The organism is Pedobacter cryoconitis (genome assembly GCF_001590605.1).
GTDB lineage: Bacteria > Bacteroidota > Bacteroidia > Sphingobacteriales > Sphingobacteriaceae > Pedobacter > Pedobacter cryoconitis_A.
The window spans coordinates 3,853,765-3,874,133 of record NZ_CP014504.1 but is presented as its reverse complement, the minus strand read 5'-3'; the positions used below and the strand labels follow the sequence as shown (position 1 = coordinate 3,874,133).

General features: G+C 38.5%; 16 protein-coding genes and 1 tRNA gene. 9 read left to right on the top strand and 8 right to left on the bottom strand.

The features are described 5' to 3' along the window. Window positions 1-51: 51 nt before the first annotated feature. The gene (locus AY601_RS16010) at window positions 52-2,091 is read right to left on the bottom strand and encodes a M13 family metallopeptidase (RefSeq protein WP_068402860.1); all 2,040 of its coding nucleotides are present in this window, start codon (window positions 2,089-2,091) and stop codon (window positions 52-54) included. Between the two features lie 347 nt (window positions 2,092-2,438). Here AY601_RS16010 and AY601_RS16005 point away from each other — a divergent pair, with 347 nt between their 5' ends. The 5 genes from AY601_RS16005 to AY601_RS15985 all read left to right on the top strand — a co-directional run bounded on the left by AY601_RS16005 (window position 2,439) and on the right by AY601_RS15985 (window position 9,697). Continuing rightward, on the top strand, window positions 2,439-4,592 hold the full coding sequence (locus tag AY601_RS16005) for a S9 family peptidase (protein ID WP_068402859.1): 2,154 nt from the start codon (window positions 2,439-2,441) through the stop codon (window positions 4,590-4,592). 4 nt (window positions 4,593-4,596) lie between these two features. Continuing rightward, window positions 4,597-5,142 (top strand): GNAT family N-acetyltransferase, encoded by a 546-nt coding sequence (locus tag AY601_RS16000; RefSeq protein ID WP_068402858.1) that lies wholly within the window; start codon window positions 4,597-4,599, stop codon window positions 5,140-5,142. Window positions 5,143-5,192: 50 nt separating this feature from the next. Further along, a complete protein-coding gene (locus AY601_RS15995) occupies window positions 5,193-7,865 on the top strand; it encodes a valine--tRNA ligase (RefSeq protein WP_068402856.1) in 2,673 nt (890 codons plus the stop codon). Window positions 7,866-8,373: 508 nt separating this feature from the next. Then, window positions 8,374-8,769, top strand: coding sequence for a transposase (locus AY601_RS15990; RefSeq protein ID WP_068402854.1), 396 nt, complete (start codon window positions 8,374-8,376; stop codon window positions 8,767-8,769). Between the two features lie 13 nt (window positions 8,770-8,782). Then, complete coding sequence (locus AY601_RS15985; RefSeq protein ID WP_232324616.1) at window positions 8,783-9,697, top strand: IS3 family transposase; 915 nt, start codon at window positions 8,783-8,785, stop codon at window positions 9,695-9,697. A 518-nt stretch (window positions 9,698-10,215) separates the two neighbouring features. Here AY601_RS15985 and AY601_RS15980 read toward each other — a convergent pair. Continuing rightward, a complete protein-coding gene (locus AY601_RS15980; protein ID WP_068402852.1) occupies window positions 10,216-10,677 on the bottom strand; it encodes a type I restriction enzyme HsdR N-terminal domain-containing protein in 462 nt (153 codons plus the stop codon). A 54-nt stretch (window positions 10,678-10,731) separates the two neighbouring features. Between AY601_RS15980 and holA the strand changes: the two genes are divergently transcribed. Both holA and AY601_RS15970 read left to right on the top strand, forming a co-directional pair. After that, window positions 10,732-11,757, top strand: a complete 1,026-nt coding sequence (gene holA / locus AY601_RS15975) for a DNA polymerase III subunit delta (RefSeq protein WP_068402850.1) — start codon at window positions 10,732-10,734, stop codon at window positions 11,755-11,757. A 102-nt stretch (window positions 11,758-11,859) separates the two neighbouring features. After that, a complete protein-coding gene (locus AY601_RS15970; protein ID WP_068402848.1) occupies window positions 11,860-12,264 on the top strand; it encodes an EVE domain-containing protein in 405 nt (134 codons plus the stop codon). On the opposite strand, the gene AY601_RS15965 is transcribed toward AY601_RS15970, so the two are convergent. Both AY601_RS15965 and AY601_RS15960 read right to left on the bottom strand, forming a co-directional pair. Continuing rightward, window positions 12,261-13,451: a sodium:proton antiporter gene (locus AY601_RS15965; protein ID WP_068402843.1), complete on the bottom strand. Its 1,191-nt coding sequence runs from the start codon at window positions 13,449-13,451 to the stop codon at window positions 12,261-12,263. The genes AY601_RS15970 and AY601_RS15965 overlap by 4 nt on opposite strands. Before the next feature lie 21 nt (window positions 13,452-13,472). Next, entirely contained in the window at window positions 13,473-13,994 is a 522-nt protein-coding gene (locus tag AY601_RS15960; protein ID WP_068402841.1) for an acyl-CoA thioesterase, read from the bottom strand. A gap of 76 nt (window positions 13,995-14,070) precedes the next feature. On the opposite strand from AY601_RS15960, the gene amyA reads away from it, so the two are divergent. Further along, window positions 14,071-15,561, top strand: coding sequence for an alpha-amylase (amyA, locus tag AY601_RS15955; protein WP_068402839.1), 1,491 nt, complete (start codon window positions 14,071-14,073; stop codon window positions 15,559-15,561). A 30-nt stretch (window positions 15,562-15,591) separates the two neighbouring features. Here amyA and AY601_RS15950 read toward each other — a convergent pair whose 3' ends face one another. Then, window positions 15,592-16,860, bottom strand: a complete 1,269-nt coding sequence (locus AY601_RS15950) for a DUF5103 domain-containing protein (protein WP_068402837.1) — start codon at window positions 16,858-16,860, stop codon at window positions 15,592-15,594. 5 nt (window positions 16,861-16,865) lie between these two features. Continuing rightward, the gene (locus AY601_RS15945) at window positions 16,866-18,776 is read right to left on the bottom strand and encodes an ABC-F family ATP-binding cassette domain-containing protein (protein WP_068402835.1); all 1,911 of its coding nucleotides are present in this window, start codon (window positions 18,774-18,776) and stop codon (window positions 16,866-16,868) included. A gap of 157 nt (window positions 18,777-18,933) precedes the next feature. Between AY601_RS15945 and AY601_RS15940 the strand changes: the two genes are divergently transcribed. Continuing rightward, window positions 18,934-19,962 carry a quinone-dependent dihydroorotate dehydrogenase gene (locus AY601_RS15940; RefSeq protein WP_068402834.1) on the top strand — a complete coding sequence of 343 codons (1,029 nt, stop codon included), beginning with the start codon at window positions 18,934-18,936 and terminating at the stop codon, window positions 19,960-19,962. Between the two features lie 104 nt (window positions 19,963-20,066). On the opposite strand, the gene AY601_RS15935 is transcribed toward AY601_RS15940, so the two are convergent. Then, window positions 20,067-20,249: a spore protein gene (locus AY601_RS15935; RefSeq protein ID WP_068402833.1), complete on the bottom strand. Its 183-nt coding sequence runs from the start codon at window positions 20,247-20,249 to the stop codon at window positions 20,067-20,069. Between the two features lie 38 nt (window positions 20,250-20,287). Then, window positions 20,288-20,358, bottom strand: a tRNA-Cys gene (locus AY601_RS15930). Window positions 20,359-20,369: the final 11 nt, after the last annotated feature.

Here is a 20,369-nt window from a genome sequence, read left to right as displayed (position 1 = left end):
AAAAGCCGCTGCGATAAATATCTCGCAGCGGCTTTTTTATTGATCAGCAATTTACCAAAGCCTGATTCTGTCTTCTGGTTTTTTGTATAATTTATCACCAGGTTTCACATCAAACGCTTTATACCAGGCATCCATATTTACAGGAGCACCAATAGTTCTGAATTGTCCTGGAGAATGCGGGTCAGTTTTAATCAGCTGTGCAGCATTATCCGGTAAAATATTACCTCTCCATACCTGGGCCCACGAAAGGAAGAAACGCTGATCAGGTGTAAACCCATCAATCTTCTCTTCAGACTGCCCTTGTTTCGTTAATTTAAATGCAGTATAAGCAGCATTTAAACCTCCTAAATCACCAATATTTTCGCCCATAGTCAGTTTACCGTTCACATGAATAGTGTCCAGTACTGCGTAAGAATCATATTGTTCGCCCAATGCTTTTGTTTTGGCTTCAAATTTTGTACGGTCCTCATTTGTCCACCAATTGCGCAGATTACCATCTTTATCATACTGGCTGCCACTATCATCAAAACCATGTGACATCTCATGACCAATTACTGCACCAATACCACCGTAGTTGATCGCATCGTCAGCATTTGCTGCGAAGAAGGGAAACTGTAAAATCCCAGCCGGGAAAACAATTTCATTCATTGTTGGGCTATAATAAGCATTTACAGTTGGCGGCGTCATTCCAAAGCGGGTACGGTCAACCGGTTTGCCCAACTGAGAAACCATATCATTATATCCCCAGGCACCTACATTTCTAAGGTTTTGGAAATAAGTTTTACGGTCAATATTCAATCCATCATAAGTTTTCCATTGATCAGGATAACCAATTTTAGGGACAAAAGCATTTAGTTTAGCCAGCGCTTTTTCTTTGGTCACATCACTCATCCACTCTAACCCCTTAATTCTGATTTCAAAGGCAGTACGCAGATTTTTGATCATTTCTGTCATGCGGGCTTTCGCCTCAGGCTTAAAATATTTAGCCACATACAGCTGTCCCAATAACTCACCAATAGAACCGTCAGTTTTAGAAGACATGGTCTGCCATCTTGGTGTTTGTACCTTCTGGCCAGTTTGTGCTTGATTAAAGGCAAATACTGCTTTTACAAAAGGAGAACTTAAATTCGATGCTGAATTTTTAAGGATGTTCCATTCCAGGTAAGTTTTCCAATCTGAAACTGGTACAGTAGTCAGCATAGCATTCAAGCTGACAAAAAACTTAGGTGCGCCTACTAAAACAGTATCCTGTCCTTTGACCAAAAGTTTTGGTAAAGTAGCCGTCCAGTTAATATTTGGTGTCGTTTTATCGAAATCAGCAACTGTAAATTTATTGTAGGTTTTGTAAGGATCACGCATTTCAAGGCGCGACATCTGAGCCTCAGCCAGTTTTTTCTCTATAGAAAGCACTGTATTTGCTTTTTGTTTCGCATCTGTTGCTGAACTACCAGTCAAAGTGAATAAAGTAGTCATATAATTCAGATAAGCTTCACGGATTTTTAAAGTCCTGCTATCATCTTTTAAATAATAATCGCGGTCTGGTAAAGTCGTTCCACCCTGACCAAGCTGTGCTACATACTTATTTACATTTTTCCTGTCTTGGCCTACATAGAAACTATACATCGGAGCTCCAATACCAGAAGTACGCATCAGGACAACTTCATCCAGTATGCCCTTGATATCCTTAAGCTTGTTAATTCTGGCAAGATCGGCTTTAATAGGCGTGTAGCCTGCTTTTTCAATCGTAGCGCTATCCATTGCGGCTGCGTAAAAATCACCCACACGTTTCTTTGGTGATCCAGCCGGTGCAGAACGGTCTGCAGCAGCCTCTTCAACAATGCTTTTGACCGCATTAATGTTAAAATCTCTTAATTCGTTGAAACTTCCCCAACGTGTTTCCTTGGCAGGGACAGGGTTGTTTTTAATCCAGGTTCCACTAGCATATTCATAAAAATCGTCTCCGGGTTTTACAGTCAGATCCATATTTGCAGGATCAATAAACTTTGTGGGAACCTTTTGCGCATAAGAAGAATAGCTTGCTGCTAATATTCCTAAGACTGCAAAATAGTTTTTCAGGTGTTTTGTATTCATCAGTTTTTTTAATAAGGCTTGCCTAATCCGCTCAAAATAACAAATGGGATTTAAAAAAGCTTATTCTAATGAAAATATTACTGAGTAGCCGGATGCTTGTTCCGCTATCTGTTGAACCAATAATAGAGTTTGGTCAGTCCCAATTTTTTGATGATTAATCCCGGAAGGAGGAATACTTTGATCGCTTTCATAAAATATAACCAGATGAATTAATTACAGTATTAACATAATTTAACATTTATTATTGTGCTGATACGAAATATTAGTTTATCAAGGCATTTTCCAAATTGGGTAAAATTCATCCCAGTAAGCCATAATTGCTATATTTGGCCATCAAATTTAAATCAATGAAGAAACTAGTTTTATTCGCTGTATTGCTTTCTGCCGCCGTTATTGTGAACGGCCAGCAGAAAAACCTGAGCATGACAGACGCTATGTTCAACGCACGTACGACGCTTGCCCCTCAAAAATTGAAGAATCTGCAATTTCTGTATGGAAAAGAAGATTACGCATATAGTAAAACTGTAAATGGTGGAGTAGTCTGGTTTACAGGGAGTACGGCAGCAAAAGAAGAGAAACTATTGCTCAACTTAACTCAGCTCAATCAAAAATTGCGTGCGGCAAAACTGGATACTTTAAAAACGATGCCTGATATTTCCTTTAATCAGGGGGCAGATTGGATTATTCCTGTTCATGGGGCATCCTTAGCTTATAATCCAGTAAAAAGCAGTTTCACCACTTTGATGGACAGTAAATTGGCTGGCCAAAATAAAGCCGAAAGAAGTGTTGCCGGCTATACTGCTTACCTGGATCATTACAATTTATTTGTGACCGATGGTAAAAAAGCAAAACAAGTAACGACTGACGGAACAGATAATATCGTTTATGCCTCCTCAGTACACCGTGACGAATTTGGCATTTCAAAAGGAACTTTCTGGAGTAACCAAGGCAAAAAGCTAGCCTTTTACCGGATGGATCAAAGCATGGTTTCGGATTATCCAATCATTGACTGGACAACCCGCCCGGCAAAAAACATCAATATCAAATATCCTATGGCAGGAGATAAAATCCATGAAGTAACTGTAGGTGTTTACAATGCGGAAACCCAAACTGTCGTTTATCTTCAAACAGGAGAGCCGGCAGAACAGTATCTGACCAATATCGCCTGGAGCCCTGACGACAAATTTATTTATATCGCTGTTTTAAACCGCGGACAAAATCATATGGAATTTAAACAGTTTGATGCGCAAACTGGTCGTTATGTAAAAACACTTTTTGAAGAGCGGGATGAGAAATATGTCGAACCACTTGTTCCTGCATTGTTTCTTAAAAAGAATCCTCAGCAATTTATCTGGCAAAGTAACCGTGATGGATGGAATCAATTATACTTATACAATACAGACGGTAAATTGGTTAAACAGCTAACTAAGGGGAATTGGGAAGTTACCGAAGTCAAAGGTTTCGATGCAACAGGTGAGAACTTATTTTATGTCTCCACTGCAGAATCACCGATCACCAGGAACTTATATGTCGTAAACATTAAATCTGGTCAGTCGAAAAGAATCACTTCGGGCTTTGCAGCGCACAAAACAGAAGTAAGTACTTCGGGGAATACTGTCCTTGATAATTTCAGCTCTACTAAAAATCCAGGCACTGTCGAGCTGCTGGACGTTAAAAAAGGAGTTAAAAAGCAAATCTTCCAATCGGCAGATCCATTAGCGAACTATGCTTTAGGTGCGTCATCCATTTTTACGATCAAGGGAAAAAGTGGCGATCCTATCTATTGTAATTTATTTAAGCCTGTAGGGCTTGACAGTACTAAAAAACATCCTGTTGTAGTTTACTGGTATGGCGGTTCACATGCACAATTAATTCTTGACCAGTGGAATGGAGGAGGAAGTAATTATTGGTTCCAATATCTTGCAGAGCAGGGCTTTGTAGTGATGGTGATTGATACCAGGGGAAGTGATAACCGTGGAAAGGCATTTGAACAAGCGATGTTTAGAAAAGTCGGTGATGTACAGATGGAAGATATGATGTCTGCTGTAGACTATTTGAAAGGGCTGTCTTATACTGATGAGAAAAATATGGGCTTATTTGGCTGGAGCTTTGGTGGCTTTAATACCGTAGATTTTATGGTGAACCATCCCGGTGTTTTCAAAGCGGCAGTAGCTGGCGGAGCCGTGACGAACTGGAATTTTTATGAGGCTATGTATACAGAACGTTATATGGATACACCGAAAGAAAACCCTGAAGGTTATGCCGCAACTGACCTGACTAACCAGATTCAAAAACTAAAAGGCAAATTATTGCTTATTCATGGATTACAGGATAATGTAGTGCTACAGCAACATACCGTTGAACTCGTAAAAAAAGCTGTAGATGATAATATACAGCTGGATTATATGATTTATCCGGGGCACGAACATAATGTATTGGGTAAAGACAGAACACATCTTTACCAGAAAGTAACAGATTATTTTATGCAAAATCTTAAATAGGAGCATGGTAGTATTGAAATTTTTTACGGAAAGACTAAAACTCAGATTAGTAGAAATGGCTGATCTTGAAGCGATTCATGTATTGCACCATTTGGCTGAAACAGATCAGTATAATACTTTAGGTATTCCTAAAGATCTGGAGGAGACTAATATTATTGTAGATGGCTGGATTAATGACCATCAGAAAAAAACGATTAAGAATTACACTTTTGCTGTGGAATTTGAGAAAGGTGGCTTTGTTGGACTGGTATCCCTTAAACTATCCTCTTCTAAATTCAACAGTGCAGAAATATGGTATAAAATCAATGTAGATTTCTGGAATCAGGGTTATGCTACAGAGGCAATCAGAGCGATCATCAGGTTTGGATTTGACCGTTTAAAATTACACCGTATTGAAGCTGGCTGCGCAGTAGAAAACTTAGCTTCTATCCGTGTACTGGAAAAAGCAGGAATGACCCAGGAAGGCAGGAAGCGACAAATTTTGCCGTTAGTGACCGGCTGGATGGATAGTTTTGAATACGCCATTCTGGACGAAGAGTGGAAAGCTTAACTATTTTCCGCTAAAAACCTTATTTTTGCATTTTAATCAGCACCCTATAAATGAGCATTTCTACTAAATACGATCCCGCCGAAACCGAAGACAAGTGGTACAGCTACTGGCTGTCAAAAAAGTTCTTTCATTCTGAACCAGATGAACGTGAACCCTATACAATTGTAATTCCTCCACCAAACGTCACTGGGGTATTACATATGGGCCACATGCTCAACAATACAATTCAGGATGTCATGATTCGCCGCGCACGTATGCAAGGTAAAAATGCATGCTGGGTTCCTGGAACTGACCATGCTTCTATTGCTACTGAAGCAAAGGTGGTTGCCATGTTGAAAGAGAGAGGGATCAGTAAAAAAGATCTGACCAGAGAAGAATTCATGGCCTACGCGTGGGAGTGGAAAGAAAAATACGGTGGTATTATTCTGGATCAGCTGAAGAAACTGGGTGCAAGCTGCGACTGGGACCGGACGCGTTTCACAATGGAAGATGATCTTTCAGAATCTGTAATCGATTGTTTTATTGACCTGTATAAAAAAGGGAAAATTTACCGTGGTGTCCGTATGGTCAACTGGGATCCGGCTGGTAAAACTGCCGTTTCTGATGAAGAAGTAATCCGTAAGGAAGTAAATCAGAAGTTGTATTATATTAAATATTCTATCGCTCCTGCTACAGGTTCCGACACTGAATTTTTAACGATTGCAACTACACGTCCTGAAACGATTATGGCTGATGCAGCAATCTGTATCAATCCTAATGATGAGCGTTATACGCATCTTAAAGGTAAAAAAGTATTTGTTCCTTTAATCAACCGTGAGATTCCGATTATTGAGGATGAATATGTAACAATGGATTTTGGTACTGGCTGTTTAAAGGTAACACCTGCGCATGATCTGAATGATTATGAACTGGGTGTGAAACATAAACTTCCGGTAATCGATATCTTAAATGATGATGGTACTTTAAATGAACTTGCTGTTATTCTGGTAGGCGAAGACCGTTTTATTGCCCGTAAAAAGATTGCAGTATTACTGGACGAAGCCGGTCATCTGGAGAAAGTAGAAGAATATAAATCGCAGGTTGGGTTTTCTGAACGTACTGATGCTGCAATTGAGCCTAAACTTTCTTTACAATGGTTCTGTAAAATGGACGAAATGGCTAAACCAGCTTTAGCTGATGTACTGAATGGTGACGTGAAGCTTATTCCTGAGAAATTCGTGAATACTTACCGCCATTGGATGGAGAACGTAAGGGATTGGAATATCAGCCGCCAATTGTGGTGGGGGCAACGTATTCCTGCCTGGTTCGATGATAAAGGAGATTGGGTAGTTGCGAGAACTAAAGAAGATGCTTTAAATGAGTTTTTAAAGCTTAAAGATATTGATGGCAAGTTTACTGAAGAAGAAGCGAATGGATTTAAACACCAGTTAGCTGATTTTATCAGACAAGATGATGATGTATTAGATACCTGGTTTTCTTCATGGTTATGGCCGATTTCGGTGTTCAATGGATTGAAAGATCCGGGAAATAAAGATATTAATTATTATTATCCTACGAATGATCTGGTTACTGCCCCTGAAATTTTATTCTTCTGGGTAGCACGTATGATTATGGCTGGTCATGAATTTATGGGTAAAAAGCCATTTACTAATGTTTACCTGACTGGTATTGTACGTGATAAGTTAGGCCGTAAAATGTCTAAATCTTTGGGCAATTCTCCTGATCCGATTGGTTTAATTGAGAAGTATGGTGCAGATGGGGTTAGAGTAGGGATGTTATTATGTTCTCCTGCTGGTAATGACTTGATGTTCGATGAAAGTTACTGCGAGCAGGGAAGGAATTTTGCGAATAAAATCTGGAATGCTTTCCGCCTGGTAAAAGGTTGGGAGGTTGATGAGACTTTAGCGAATCCTAATACGCAGGCTATTTTGTGGTTTGAGAATCGTTTCAATGAGGCTTTAGCTGAAATTGAAGATAATTACAAGCAGTACCGTTTGTCAGAGGCTTTAATGACTACTTACAAATTGGTGTGGGATGATTTCTGTGCATGGTACCTGGAAATGGTAAAACCTGTTTATCAACATCCGATTGACCCGGTTTCTCTGAAAGCAACGATCGGTTTCTTTGAAAAGATTCTAACCTTACTGCATCCGTTTATGCCGTTTATCACCGAAGAATTATGGCATGATGAGCTATTTGGCACAAAAGGAGAGATGGATTGCATTATTGTAGCGCCTTATCCTGTGGTTGGGGCTGCTGATTTATCTTTATTGAAAGATGTTGAGGTTGTTAAAGGGATTGTTGCTGAGGTACGTAATATCCGGAATACAAAACAGATTTCTCCGAAAGAGGGTTTGCCTTTGAGTGTGAAGGTTAATTCTTCTTTAGCTTATGATAAATGGTTGACTATTATTTCTAAACTGGCAAATATTACTGAGGTAGATTTTGTAAGTGATAAGGTGGCGGGTGCTGCTGGTTTCATGGTTGGAAATGATGAGTTTTTTATACAGCTGAATGAGACGATTGATGTGGATGCAGAAAGGGAGAGATTGAATGGAGAGCTTGTGTATTTGCAAGGGTTCTTGAAATCTGTAGATGCAAAGCTGAGCAATGAAAGATTTGTACAGAATGCGAAGCCAGAGATTATTCAGAATGAAAGGAATAAGAAGGCTGATGCTGAAGCTAAGGTGAAGATTATTCAAGAGTCTCTTCTAAGTTTGTAAAATAAAAAAAGGAAGGGGCGTTTTCCTTGCTTACGGTGCGAAGCGCATCCGAGGCAAGGAAAACGCCCCTTCCTTTTTTTATTTTCTACCTGCAATTTGAACTGGAACATGAATGATGGTTACCTGTTTGATGTTTAGATTTAAATATATCTGGATATATTGATGTCTTTATTGTTAGATACTTTCCCGCTTTTATTGATAATGTATAAAGGTGTATAGATGTTTATATTTTTAGATGTGTAGATATCTTTATAATATTGATATCTGGTTTGCTGAATTGATTGTATTTAGGGCTAGCTAGCATTAATAGCTATAATTGTTCTCTTAATCTTGTTTAAAGATGCAATGTCTTTATATATAGATATCTATAATATAAAGACATATGGGTTCCTTTTTTATAGAGATGTATAGATATCTGTATATTAAGGTGTCTTTATTTTTGAGAACCTTTAGCTTGTCTTGTCCGGAATTAGGTTTACAATTTTGAGCACATAAAACTCAATAAAAGATGAAAATTGTAAGGCATTATTCGGACGATTTCAAGCGTGAGGTTGTTCAACATTACTTAAGTTCTGATGACAGCATGCAAAAAACTGCTGATAAATTTAAATTAGCTGTTCCTGCTTCAGTTGGGCAATGGGTTAGTAAATTTGGTGGTGAATTCAGAACTGTTGTTATGAACAAAACTCCAGAAAACTCCAAAATCCAAACGCCTGATACTCATCAGGGCATGGCAAAACGTATTAAAGAATTGGAAGAGGCTCTGGAAAGGGAACGCCTAATGAATCTGGCTACAAACAAGATGATAGATATTGCAGAGCGTGATTTAAATATCTCCATCAGAAAAAAGTCGGAGCCAAACAGTCAAAGAAATAAAAGAACAATGTCCAGAGCTAAGCATTGACAAGCTCTGCGGATTGTTTGGCTTTACCAGACAGGCTTATTATCAGTTACAGAAATACGAGTATAAATGTCGGGCGCAATCTCAAATAGTGCTTGAAATGATTAAAAATGAGCGCAGTAGCTTACCTGGTATAGGTGGTCGTAAGGTGCTTAGTTTAATTATGGCAGAAATGAAAAGAGAAAATATAAGAATGGGTAGAGATGCCTTTTTTGATTTATTGAGGGAAAACCATTTACTGATTCGGCACCATAAAATCAAAATCATAACTACAAATTCTAGGCATTGGTATCGTAAATATCCCAACCTGATCAGAGGTATTCAGCTATTACGTCCACATCAACTGTGGGTAAGTGATATCACATACGTTACAACCAGCGAGGGACATTTATACCTCTCCTTGATCACTGATGCCTATTCCAGAAAGATAATTGGATGGAACATATCGAATAAGCTAGAAGCAGATGGTGCTGTATCTGCTCTGGAAATGGCTCTTACTCAGTTACCAGCTGATAAAGCAGCTGGTCTTATCCATCATTCAGATCGTGGCGTTCAATATTGCTGTGATAAGTACATTTCGAAACTAAGATCCTTTAGTATCCACATCAGTATGACTGAGAATAGTGATCCTTTAGAAAATGCTATCGCAGAGCGGGTTAATGGGATTCTAAAAACTGAATGGCTAAACAAATCTGCGCTTACCACCAAGTATGATACTGCATTAAAAATATCAGGGATCATTGAGGCCTACAATACTAAAAGACCTCATTTGAGCATCAATATGATGACGCCAGAAGCAGCACATTCCTCTGAAGGGGATTTGCCCAGAAAGTGGAAAAACTATTGGAAAGAAAACAATAATAAAATCATGCAGGATGAGAAAAATAAATTACCTACTTTGGATATTCAAAGTCAATTCAGTAAAGCCTAATAAGGATTACTGCAACCAATGGTGTAAAGCCGGGAGAGGATCACCTAAAAGGTCAATGTAAACCCTAAACCGGACGAAATAGCAATTGTAAAGAATACATAGTATTAACAGCTCCCAACTGTAAAGACTTTTCCGGACGAGACAGCTTCTATATCCTAGTATATCTAGATATGCAAACTTCTAAGTAACTTGATATCTATATGGCTTCAAAAGCACCGCCAGATAAATGATTTGTGTTTTTCAGTTTTATTAAAATAGCTTGTTATCATCATTTTTATACGCTAACCCTGCACTTTTAGCAAACGATTAGCGGTGTTCACAATTTTTGAAATACTATACGGCCATAGTTTTTCTACTATAAGTTTAAAAAACATGGTACATGGTTTTTTAACATCAAATGATAAATATTACAGCAGATTACTCATACTAAAGAATATGCAGAAAAGGCACTTACTACCAAATCTTAAATATACAACAGGCAGGCGCGGGCAACAAAGGACACTTACTATAAAATCACCTTACAACAAAGAATACTCCGGAAGCTCTTCGATAAATAAAAACTGAGCAGCCACATGATCAATCTGCGCATAGCAATGCTTCATGCCATTGGTCACTACAAGCCATTTGGCTTTGTGTACGGAGTTATATCTGGCGGCCTGATCAAATACACTCTGAGAGATTTTAATGGAAGGAGCTTTACACTCTATCACCATGATTCTTTCTCCACTGGTATTGAAAATAACAATATCAGTTCTTTTCTGAAGTTGATTCAGGCTTAATCCGCCTTCAATTTGTATCAAAGACTTTGGGAATTTTTTATTATTTATTAAATAATGGATAAAATGCTGCCTTACCCATTCCTCAGGGGTTAAAACAAGATGTTTTTTACGCACTTCATCAAAAATAAAGTACTGCTCTTCTTTCTGGGTTATCCGGAAAGGATGCTGCGGTAAGTTCAATGCTGTAGGTGTAAATGCCATTTGTGCAAAAATAACCTTTAAAAATTAGTAATTAGCCGTTACATTTGAATAATTATGACTGCTGCTGATATTATCAAAGACCTCAAAGCTAAAAAATTCAAGCCTGTTTATCTTTTGCATGGTGAAGAACCTTATTATATCGACCAGATTATTCATTATATGGAAGATCATATATTGAATGATATGGAGAAAGGTTTCAACCAGACCGTATTGTATGGTAAAGATACGGATATGGCTACGATTTTAAATGCTGCGAAACGTTATCCGATGATGTCAGACTATCAACTGATTGTTGTGAAAGAGGCGCAGGATCTCAAGTGGTCTAAAGAAACAGAGGGAAGCAGTAAAGAGGCTGAGTTTATTCAGAATTATTTTGAGAAACCGCTGGACAGTACTATTCTTGTGCTGGGCTATAAATATGCGAATTTTGATAAGCGTAAAAAGATATTCAAATCAATTACTAAAAGTGGAGTTGTCTTTCAGTCTGATCCGGTAAGGGACTATAAGCTGGCGCAGTGGATTGAGGAACTCGTGAAGAGTATGGGTGCAAAGATTGCCCCGCAGGCCTCGGCCCTGATGGCAGAATATCTGGGGGCTGATTTATCTAAAATATCAAATGAGCTGGAAAAACTATTACTGAATATCAGTAAAGAAACTATCATTGATACTGATCTGGTACAGCGTAATATTGGTATTAGTAAGGAGTACAATGTTTTTGAATTGCAGAAGGCACTTGCTTCGCGTAATGTGCTGAAATGTAATCAGATTATTAATTACTTCGCTGATAATCCGAAAGCCAATCCAATGGTGATGGTCATGGCAAACTTAAATAGCTATTTCTCAAAAATCCTGAAATATCATTATTTGCAAAATAAAGGGGACGCAGCCAAAGAACTTGGGGTAAACCCATATTTTGTAAAGGACTATGAAACTGCGGCGAGGAATTATAACCTCAATAAAACATTTGATATTATCAGTTTGCTCAGAGAATATGATCTGAAGAGTAAAGGAGTGGATAGTACAGGTAATATTACAGACGGAGAATTACTGAAAGAATTGTTGTTTAAGATGATCCATTAGCTGAATTTTCCAGACCGTAACAAATAAGTTGAATAATTTTTTACGCTGATTTTGTATTATTTATTTAACCACATATCCTTTCTCTTTTATTAGTTTTGAATAATGAATTATTTCTTAGTCAAATCAGAACCTTTTAAATATAGCTGGGAACAGTTTAACAAAGACGGAAGAACCTTTTGGGACGGTGTACGTAACTATCAGGCGCGCAATAATCTCAAATTGATGAAAGAGGGAGATCTTGTCCTTTTTTATCATAGCAATGAGGGGAAACATGTGGTTGGGATAGCCAAAGTTGTAAGGGAGTTTTATCAGGATCCAACTACGGATGATGCAAACTGGGTAGTGGTAGATCTTGTTCCCGTAGAAACGCTTAAAAACCCAGTTACCCTGGAGCAGGTTAAAGCTGAAGAAAGTCTTAAAGATATTTCCTTAGTCAGACAAGGCCGTTTATCAGTGATGGAGCTTAAAGCTACTGAATTTGATAAGATCCTGGAAATGGGAAGCTAAGCAGGAATTTCAGCTTTCACCATTTTTTTGCTGGCCAAAAGTCCTATGCTCATCACTAAACTTGAACCTAATACGACCAGGAACAAGAAAGAAGTACCGATCTCCGGTAGTCTTAATGAAGGGGGCAAATTATAATATAGTAAAATACTGATCAGTCCGCGGGGAGCAATTACGCTCTCCGTACCACTGTTCTCTTTTCTGAATAGCTTTAAGTAGATGATTCTGATCAGGTAAATGGTCATCAGAATGAAGACGCCATTCATCAGGGTGATCCCATTGTTCAGCTCATAAACATTCATCGTAAAACCAAAAATCACAAAGAAAAAGGTCCGGATAATAAAAGCAGTTTCAGCAGATAATTGGTGCAGTTGTTCCAGATCCCTCGATAAATTCTTGTAAATAAACATACTCCGGAAATAGAAATGTTCAATTGCATCGGCATTATTTAAGAATAATCCGAAGGAAAGTACAAGAACCAATGAAGACAAATGGTAAGATTGACCGACTGCGTATACAAGGATCAGTATGGAAATAATCAGGAAAAACTTAATATGATGCGAGATCTTCCCCATCAAATACAGCAATAAGATGCAAGAGATGATCGATAATATGATAATTAATAATGTGCTTAAACCTAACCCTGTGAAAGAAGAAATAGAGAGATGCGGATTGGTCACTGCGAAATTGAACAAGATAATACCCAGTATATCAGAGAAGGAAGACTCATAGATAATAAATTCCTTGCTTTTACCGGTCAGCGCAGCAGCTGATGGGATGGCAATTGCTGAACTGATTACACTAAAAGGAATAGCATTGGTGAAACAGCGATAAAAATCCTGCCCGGTTATCTGATAAATAATGAACGTGATAGCAGAGACCGTTGCGGCAAGGATAAAAAAAGCGGAGAGAAAAGCCCCTCTGATCAGCTTATTCTTTTCCCGCTCATACTTTAATTCCAATGCGCCCTCAAAAACAATCAGGATCAGGCCTACCGTACCCAGAGTTGGTAATACTTTTAAGAAATCGAAAGTTTGAATGTGCAGCTGATCTACTAAAACATGCAAACCTATTCCCAGTAAAAGGAGTAATAAGACAGAAGGTAATTTAGTTTTACTGGCTACTAAATCAAAAAGATAAGAAAATATGACCAGTCCGCTCAGAATAATCAATGTAGTGTACGTGGTCATATGATTGTTTAATTACTTTGATTATTCGTTGAAGAATAAAGCCTTTAGTTCAATAGCGTCATTAGCTTTCATTTTGCCGGCTAAGATCAAACGTAATTGTCTTCTTCTTAATGCGCCTGCAAATAGTTCAATTTCATCTTCTGTTTCAGGTAACAATTCAGGAACAGGAATTGTTCGGCCACTCTGATCAACTGCTACAAAAGTATAGTAGGCTTCATTAGATTTAACACGGGTACCTGAAGGGATATTTTCTGCCCATACGTCCATACGCACTTCTACAGAAGTATGAAAAGCACGGGTTACCTTAGCTTCAATAGTAATCACATCGCCTAACTTAATAGGTTGTTTGAACGATACATTGTCAACAGAAGCTGTTACAACAATACGGTTACAGTGTTTTTGTGCAGAAATCGCAGCTGCGATATCCATCCAGTGCAGTAACCTGCCACCCATTAAATTGTTTAGCGTATTGGTATCATTGGGTAGTACCAATTCATTCATGATCGTGAATGAATTTTTAGGGTTTTTTACTATTGTGCTCATATTGCTGCAAAAGTAAACAAAATGTCAGACTTCATGTTATGCTATTGTTTTCACCTAATTAATAAGCTGTTTATATATGAGTAACCAAACGCTGATCCAGTATTTTCACTGGTATTATCACGAAGAACAAAAATTATGGCAAAAAGCTACAGAACAGGCTCCTGCGCTAAAAGAAATCGGGATTACCGGAGTTTGGCTCCCGCCATCCTATAAATCTACTGAAGGTGCAGATTCTGTTGGCTATGATTGTTATGATCTGTTTGATTTAGGTGAATTTGATCAAAAAAACAGTGTGCCGACCAAGTATGGTACTAAAGATGAATACGTGAAAGCAATCAATGCGCTACAAGAACAGCAAATTATGGTGCTTGCGGATGTTGTGTTTAACCATAAAGCTGGAGCCGATGAGCTGGAAAAGATACCTGTAAGGAGAGTTGCTGAGAATAACAGGGAAGAATATACTTCAGATGTTTTTGAAATTGAGGCTTGGACAAAGTTCACTTTCCCGGGCAGAAAGGGGAAATATTCAGAGTTTATCTGGGACAAAAGTTGTTTTAGCGGAATTGACTGGGCTGAGGATTTACAGGAAACTTCCATATTCTCTATACAAAATGAGTATGGAGAAGGTTGGGAAGATGTACCTTCTGATGAATTGGGTAATTATGATTACCTGATGTTCAATGATATCGAATTCAGAAACCAGGCTGTTCGTGAAGAGTTAAAAAGATGGGGAGAATGGTATTATGAAACTACCGGTGTAGATGGATTCCGGTTAGATGCGGTTAAACATATAGCGACAGATTATCTGAAAGAGTGGCTTGACCACATGAATGCGAAGTTTGATAAACAGTTTTTTATTATTGCTGAAAACTGGGTGGTCGATGACGTGATGAAATTGAGGAGTTATATTGACCTCACTGAAGGTAGAATGCAATTGTTTGATTCGATGTTACACCTTAATTTTCATACTGCAGCTGATGCCGGTGACACTTATGACCTGAGTAAAATATTTGAAAATACATTGGTAGAATCTCATCCGCAATTGTCAATTACATTTGTAGATAACCATGACTCACAACCGCTGCAAGATCTGGAGACTTATGTTGATTTCTGGTTTCGTCCATTGGCTTATGCCTTAATCCTATTAAGAGAGCAGGGGATACCTTGCGTATTCTATACAGATTTATACGGTGCGAAATATACGGATCACGATGAAGAGGGGAATGAAGCAAAGGTTGAGCTGGTTGCACTGGAAAGTCTTCCTTTAATGACTAAACTGCGGAGAGATCTGGCTTATGGTTTTCAACGTGATTATCTGGATCATCCGAACTGTATCGGCTGGACCAGAGCGGGAATACCAGAAATTGAAAATTCAGGTATTGCAGTGGTACTGAGCAATGGTGAGCAGGGTATTAAAAAAATGGAAATGGGGGCAGGACATGCCGGCAAAACATTCATCGACGTATTAGGCTATAGAAAAGAAGAAGTGACGATCGATGAAAATGGCTGGGCAGAATTCTTTTGTGAAGCCGGAAGTGTTTCTGTCTGGATTATAAAAGGAATTTAAGCTTTCACAAAAAGGGTTTAGACGCGTATATTATTTTTTCTGCAGATTATTAAACAGGCTGTATCCGATGAGTTCATCCCATCTGCTGCCTGGTCTGCGGAAATATACGTAAGCCTGGTAAGTATTTTCTGTCTCAAAAAAAGAACCTTCAAGAGCTGTATAATCTACATTTCCTGTAGCATTGTCTTTCCATACATACTGATAATCGTATAGACCCTGTTTCAAATATAGGCTGCCATAATATTTCTTTTTAGCAGCGATATAACTCAGTTTGTTTTCGTCAGTAAGCGTAAAATTATTGAATCTGCCGACTACATAAATATCACCATCCTTACCCGGGGCAACCGTATTTAAGCTAAACTGAATATGTCCATAATCGCTATCGGTATCATTGTCTATATTATCCTGATTGCGGATAAAGAACGCTCCATTCTCATCAATTTGCTGGGTATATTTTAATGCGCTACCATTCAGATCTGTAAATAAAACAACGTTGTTTGTGCTATCTGTAAACAGATCCTGTACATGTTCGCCTTTATAACGTACACTGCGGAAATCAAACTTTCTGAATTCATTGCTTCCCGGGAAATTATTGCCATCCAAGTCATTATAAATCAGTGACCCCGGTTTAACAAAAGTAGGTTTAGTATTTAACTTTGCCGTTAGCGGATTGCCGTTCTGCATCAGCACCAGTTTAATATCCTGATATGGATTTTGGATTGGATTGGTATACAGAATAGTAATATTCACCTTCTGATGACTGAATCTTAAAGCCACATCATTACTGGGAATCAGCTCAGATTGAATATTTACCTGCGGATCTGTGATATAAAAACGCTGTGATATAACTGGCTTGTTCACATCACCATTTTCATAAACCTTTAACAGGTAATTGCCTGAAATTTTAGGCTTAACCTGGTCATTAGGAAAAGTAAGAGAATAATGGGTAAACTTTTGAAGTGTTTTAGAAGAATATGCATAATCAATAATGCGGTCTTCATTCATGCCATCCAGATAATCCAGGACAGATAAGTTAGAAGATTTCCAGTCATAGGTGCAATGTTCTACTGTATACCAGTAGTTTTTGCTTCCACCTCTCAGGTCATCAAAAGAAAAGTTCAGCTTTTCTGAAGTCCCTAAAGCGATCACCGGGATAGATTGCTCTTTTTGTGTGTTGTAAAGCTGTACAGTTTTAATTTGCGAAGAATAAACATGGTTATCATACGTAAATTTCTGCTGCGCCTGCAAAGTTTGCAGACTAAACAAACATAAAAAGAGCAATATTCCGGTTCTGATCATTTTTATTATTCTAATTCCATGATTTCTGCTGCAAGATTTTCCCATTTACTCTGGGCAGTGTCCAACAGCTGTTTTGCATGCTGATATTTTTTGTTAGCCTCAGCAAGTTTAGCCTGATCTCCATAAACTGCTTCATCAGCAAGTTCAGTTTCAATAGCTTTTACATTATTTTCTAACTCCACAGTTTCCAGTTCGACTTTCTGTAACTGATCGTTTAGTTTTTTCAATTGCTGCTGGCTGCTTACTGTAACAGGTTTCGGTTCCGCTTTAGGCTTTACTTCTTTCTCTTGTTTTACAGGGATGCTTTTGGCAACAGGAATCTCTCTTTTACTGTTCCAAACTTCATACTCTGCGTAAGTTCCAGGATATTGTTTGATCTGCTCTTCTTCGATAAACCAGATTTTGTTGGCTACATTATCTAAGAAATACCTATCATGGGATACGGCAATGAATGTTCCTTCGAACTGTTTCAAAGCCTGGATCAGGATATTTACCGATTGGATATCCAGGTGATTCGTTGGCTCATCCAGAATCAGGAAGTTGGAATCTGTTGTTAATGACTTCGCTAAAGCAACCCTTGATTTCTCACCTCCGGAAAGGACTTTAATTTTCTTAAACACGTCATCTCCGGTAAAAAGGAAACAGCCCAGAATAGAACGAAGCTCAGTATCTGTATGTTTAGGAGCGAAAGCCTGTAGTTCTTCCAGAATGGTGTTACCCAAATGTAAAGACTCCAGCTGATGCTGTGCAAAGAAAGTAGTTGTTACATTATGTCCTGTTTCACAAGATCCTTCAAAAGCTTCCACGCCGGCAACCATTCTTAATAAGGTAGACTTACCCTTACCGTTGGCACCAATTAAAGCAATTTTATCACCTTTTTCAATGACAGCTTCTGCATTTTCCAGAATGTCAATGTTAGGGTATCTCTTGGTTGCGTTCTCAATGCGGATTACGTGACGGCCAGAAGGCTTGGTAAACTTAAAGCTGAAGTTTACGGTTGGGTTGTCATCATCCACATCGTCTACACGCTCCATTTTATCCAGTGCTTTCATACGGGACTGCGCCATTTTAGCTTTACTCGCTTTAGCTCTGAAACGTTCAATCAGTTTTTCTTCCTGTTTGATTTTAGCCTGCTGATTCTTGAATTCTCCTTTTTGGATCTCTCCGCGTAGAGATTTCTCTTCCAGATAGTAGGTATAGTTACCAGCATAGGTGGTTAATTTCCCTTTGCGGGATTCCACGGTACGGTTTACAATCTTATCCAGGAAGTATCTATCGTGAGATACAATTACAATCGCACCTTCAAATCCTGCTAAATAAGTCTCTAACCATTTGATGGAAGGTAAATCCATGTGGTTGGTTGGCTCATCCAGTAATAGAATGTCGGGAGTCTGTAAAAGGATCTTCGCAAGCATTACACGCATCCTCCATCCCCCGGAGAAAGTATTCAGCGGGCGATGCTGATCAGCCGTGCTGAATCCTAAACCTGCAAGGATCTCATTTGCTTTATATTCAATGTTATAACCATCCAATGCTTCAAACTCCTGTTGCTTATCGCTCAGTTTGTTTAATACATCTTCGGAATAATCAGTTTCTATCTTTTTTAAAAGTTCTTCAATCTCATCATGTATCTGGTTCTGGCGTTCAAAGGCCTCCATCGCCACATGCAAAATGGTATGGTGAGATTCATACGAAAGTAAATCCTGGTTCAAATAGCCTATTTTTAAATCTTTAGACATTGAAATTGACCCGGATGAGGGTGCGTATTCTCCTACAATTATTTTTAAGAGTGTAGATTTTCCCGTTCCATTGGCACCAATAAGGCCAATTCTTTCTCCCGGTTTGATATGCCAGTTCGCCTCGTCGTATAAAGCCCGGGAACCTATAAGGAATGTTAAGTCGTTTATCGAAATCATGTTGGGTGCAAAAATACAATTTTTAGGCGCATATTGTTTGAACACAGTGCATATAGCAGTGGATTTCTACGTTTTTATTACAAGTTCATGCGATTTTTGTCTCAAAAGATGAATAAGGCAATTGTAATCCTATGAAATCGTTCCTATCTTCGCACCTATGTATCGTTTAATCAAGCCTTTGTTTTTCAAATTTGACCCGGAGAAAGTTCATTATTTCGTAGTCCAGCGACTAAAATGGTTTCATGAACACTTCCCTTTAGGTAAAACTATCATCAGAAGTAGTTTTGATATTCATGTCAAAGGATTGGAACGTGAAGTTTTTGGTATCAAATTCAGGAACCCTGTAGGTCTTGCTGCAGGTTTTGATAAAAACGGAGAATACATTGAAGCATTGAGTGATCTTGGCTTCGGATTTATTGAAGTAGGGACGGTAACGCCCTTGCCTCAACCGGGAAATGATCAGCCCAGGATGTTCAGGCTTACTGAAGATGAGGCGATCATCAACAGGATGGGTTTTAACAATAAAGGGGTAGATACGCTGGCAGAGCGCCTTCGGGTATTGAAGCTGAAAGATAAAAGTATTGTGATTGGCGGGAACATCGGTAAAAATAAAAATACACCGAATGAAGATGCTGTTTCTGATTATGTGAAATGTTTCGACCGCTTATTCGATGTGGTAGATTATTTTGTAGTCAATGTCAGCTCTCCAAATACGCCGGGTTTAAGAGCTTTGCAGGAAAAAGAGCCGCTTACCCTATTGCTTAAGACTTTACAGGAACGTAACCATAAAGATGGAATATCCAGACCGATCTTATTAAAGATTGCACCTGATCTGACCAATGAACAATTGGATGATATTGTAGCGATTGTGATGGAGTCTGGTATTGCCGGTGTAATTGCCACCAATACTACGATTGACAGATCAGGCTTAACTACAGCAGCAACAGTTGCGAATGAAGCAGGTGGGCTAAGTGGTAAACCTTTAACCGTACGTTCAACAGAGGTGATCAGGTATTTATCCCAGAAATCAAATAAAGCATTCCCGATTATAGGCGTAGGAGGGATTCATTCTCCACAGGATGCTAAAGATAAAATTGAAGCGGGTGCTTCACTGGTGCAATTGTATACTGGTTTCATTTACGAAGGACCAGGTATTGTGAAAAGAATCTGTAAGGCATTGGTTTGATAACCAATGCCTGTTAGAAAATAATGCTTGTACAAAAAACATCAGGCATAAAAAAAACCTTTCTGATTTCAGAAAGGTTTTTTTTATGCTTTTAACTTTAGAACTTACGCTCTTAAAGCTGCAGAAAGTTGATCTAATAAAAGATTGTTTTTAGCTAACTGATCTTTTTTAGGTTGTTGTGAACGACTACCTAATTCAATGTTTGTAGCTAGTTTCAAAGTTTTAACTTCTAAACGTGAAGTTGTTTTATTCTTTCTGTCTTTTCTTTTTAGTCTTGTAACTGCCATGGTCTTAACCTTTAGTTTTTTTATTTAATATAAATCTGAGGTCGAGAGCGGATTCGAACCGCTGTACGAGGTTTTGCAGACCTCTGCCTAGCCACTCGGCCACTCGACCTGTTTTGAATT

Coding starts and splice junctions, on each gene's coding strand:
- AY601_RS15935 (WP_068402833.1), bottom strand. CDS start 20,249: ATGGCAGTTACAAGACTAAAAAGAAAAGACAGAAAGAATAAAACAACT.
- AY601_RS15945 (WP_068402835.1), bottom strand. CDS start 18,776: ATGATTTCGATAAACGACTTAACATTCCTTATAGGTTCCCGGGCTTTA.
- AY601_RS15970 (WP_068402848.1), top strand. CDS start 11,860: ATGAATTATTTCTTAGTCAAATCAGAACCTTTTAAATATAGCTGGGAA.
- holA (WP_068402850.1), top strand. CDS start 10,732: ATGACTGCTGCTGATATTATCAAAGACCTCAAAGCTAAAAAATTCAAG.
- AY601_RS15950 (WP_068402837.1), bottom strand. CDS start 16,860: ATGATCAGAACCGGAATATTGCTCTTTTTATGTTTGTTTAGTCTGCAA.
- AY601_RS15990 (WP_068402854.1), top strand. CDS start 8,374: ATGAAAATTGTAAGGCATTATTCGGACGATTTCAAGCGTGAGGTTGTT.
- AY601_RS16010 (WP_068402860.1), bottom strand. CDS start 2,091: ATGAATACAAAACACCTGAAAAACTATTTTGCAGTCTTAGGAATATTA.
- AY601_RS15965 (WP_068402843.1), bottom strand. CDS start 13,451: ATGACCACGTACACTACATTGATTATTCTGAGCGGACTGGTCATATTT.
- AY601_RS16005 (WP_068402859.1), top strand. CDS start 2,439: ATGAAGAAACTAGTTTTATTCGCTGTATTGCTTTCTGCCGCCGTTATT.
- AY601_RS15940 (WP_068402834.1), top strand. CDS start 18,934: ATGTATCGTTTAATCAAGCCTTTGTTTTTCAAATTTGACCCGGAGAAA.
- AY601_RS15960 (WP_068402841.1), bottom strand. CDS start 13,994: ATGAGCACAATAGTAAAAAACCCTAAAAATTCATTCACGATCATGAAT.
- amyA (WP_068402839.1), top strand. CDS start 14,071: ATGAGTAACCAAACGCTGATCCAGTATTTTCACTGGTATTATCACGAA.
- AY601_RS16000 (WP_068402858.1), top strand. CDS start 4,597: ATGGTAGTATTGAAATTTTTTACGGAAAGACTAAAACTCAGATTAGTA.
- AY601_RS15980 (WP_068402852.1), bottom strand. CDS start 10,677: ATGGCATTTACACCTACAGCATTGAACTTACCGCAGCATCCTTTCCGG.
- AY601_RS15995 (WP_068402856.1), top strand. CDS start 5,193: ATGAGCATTTCTACTAAATACGATCCCGCCGAAACCGAAGACAAGTGG.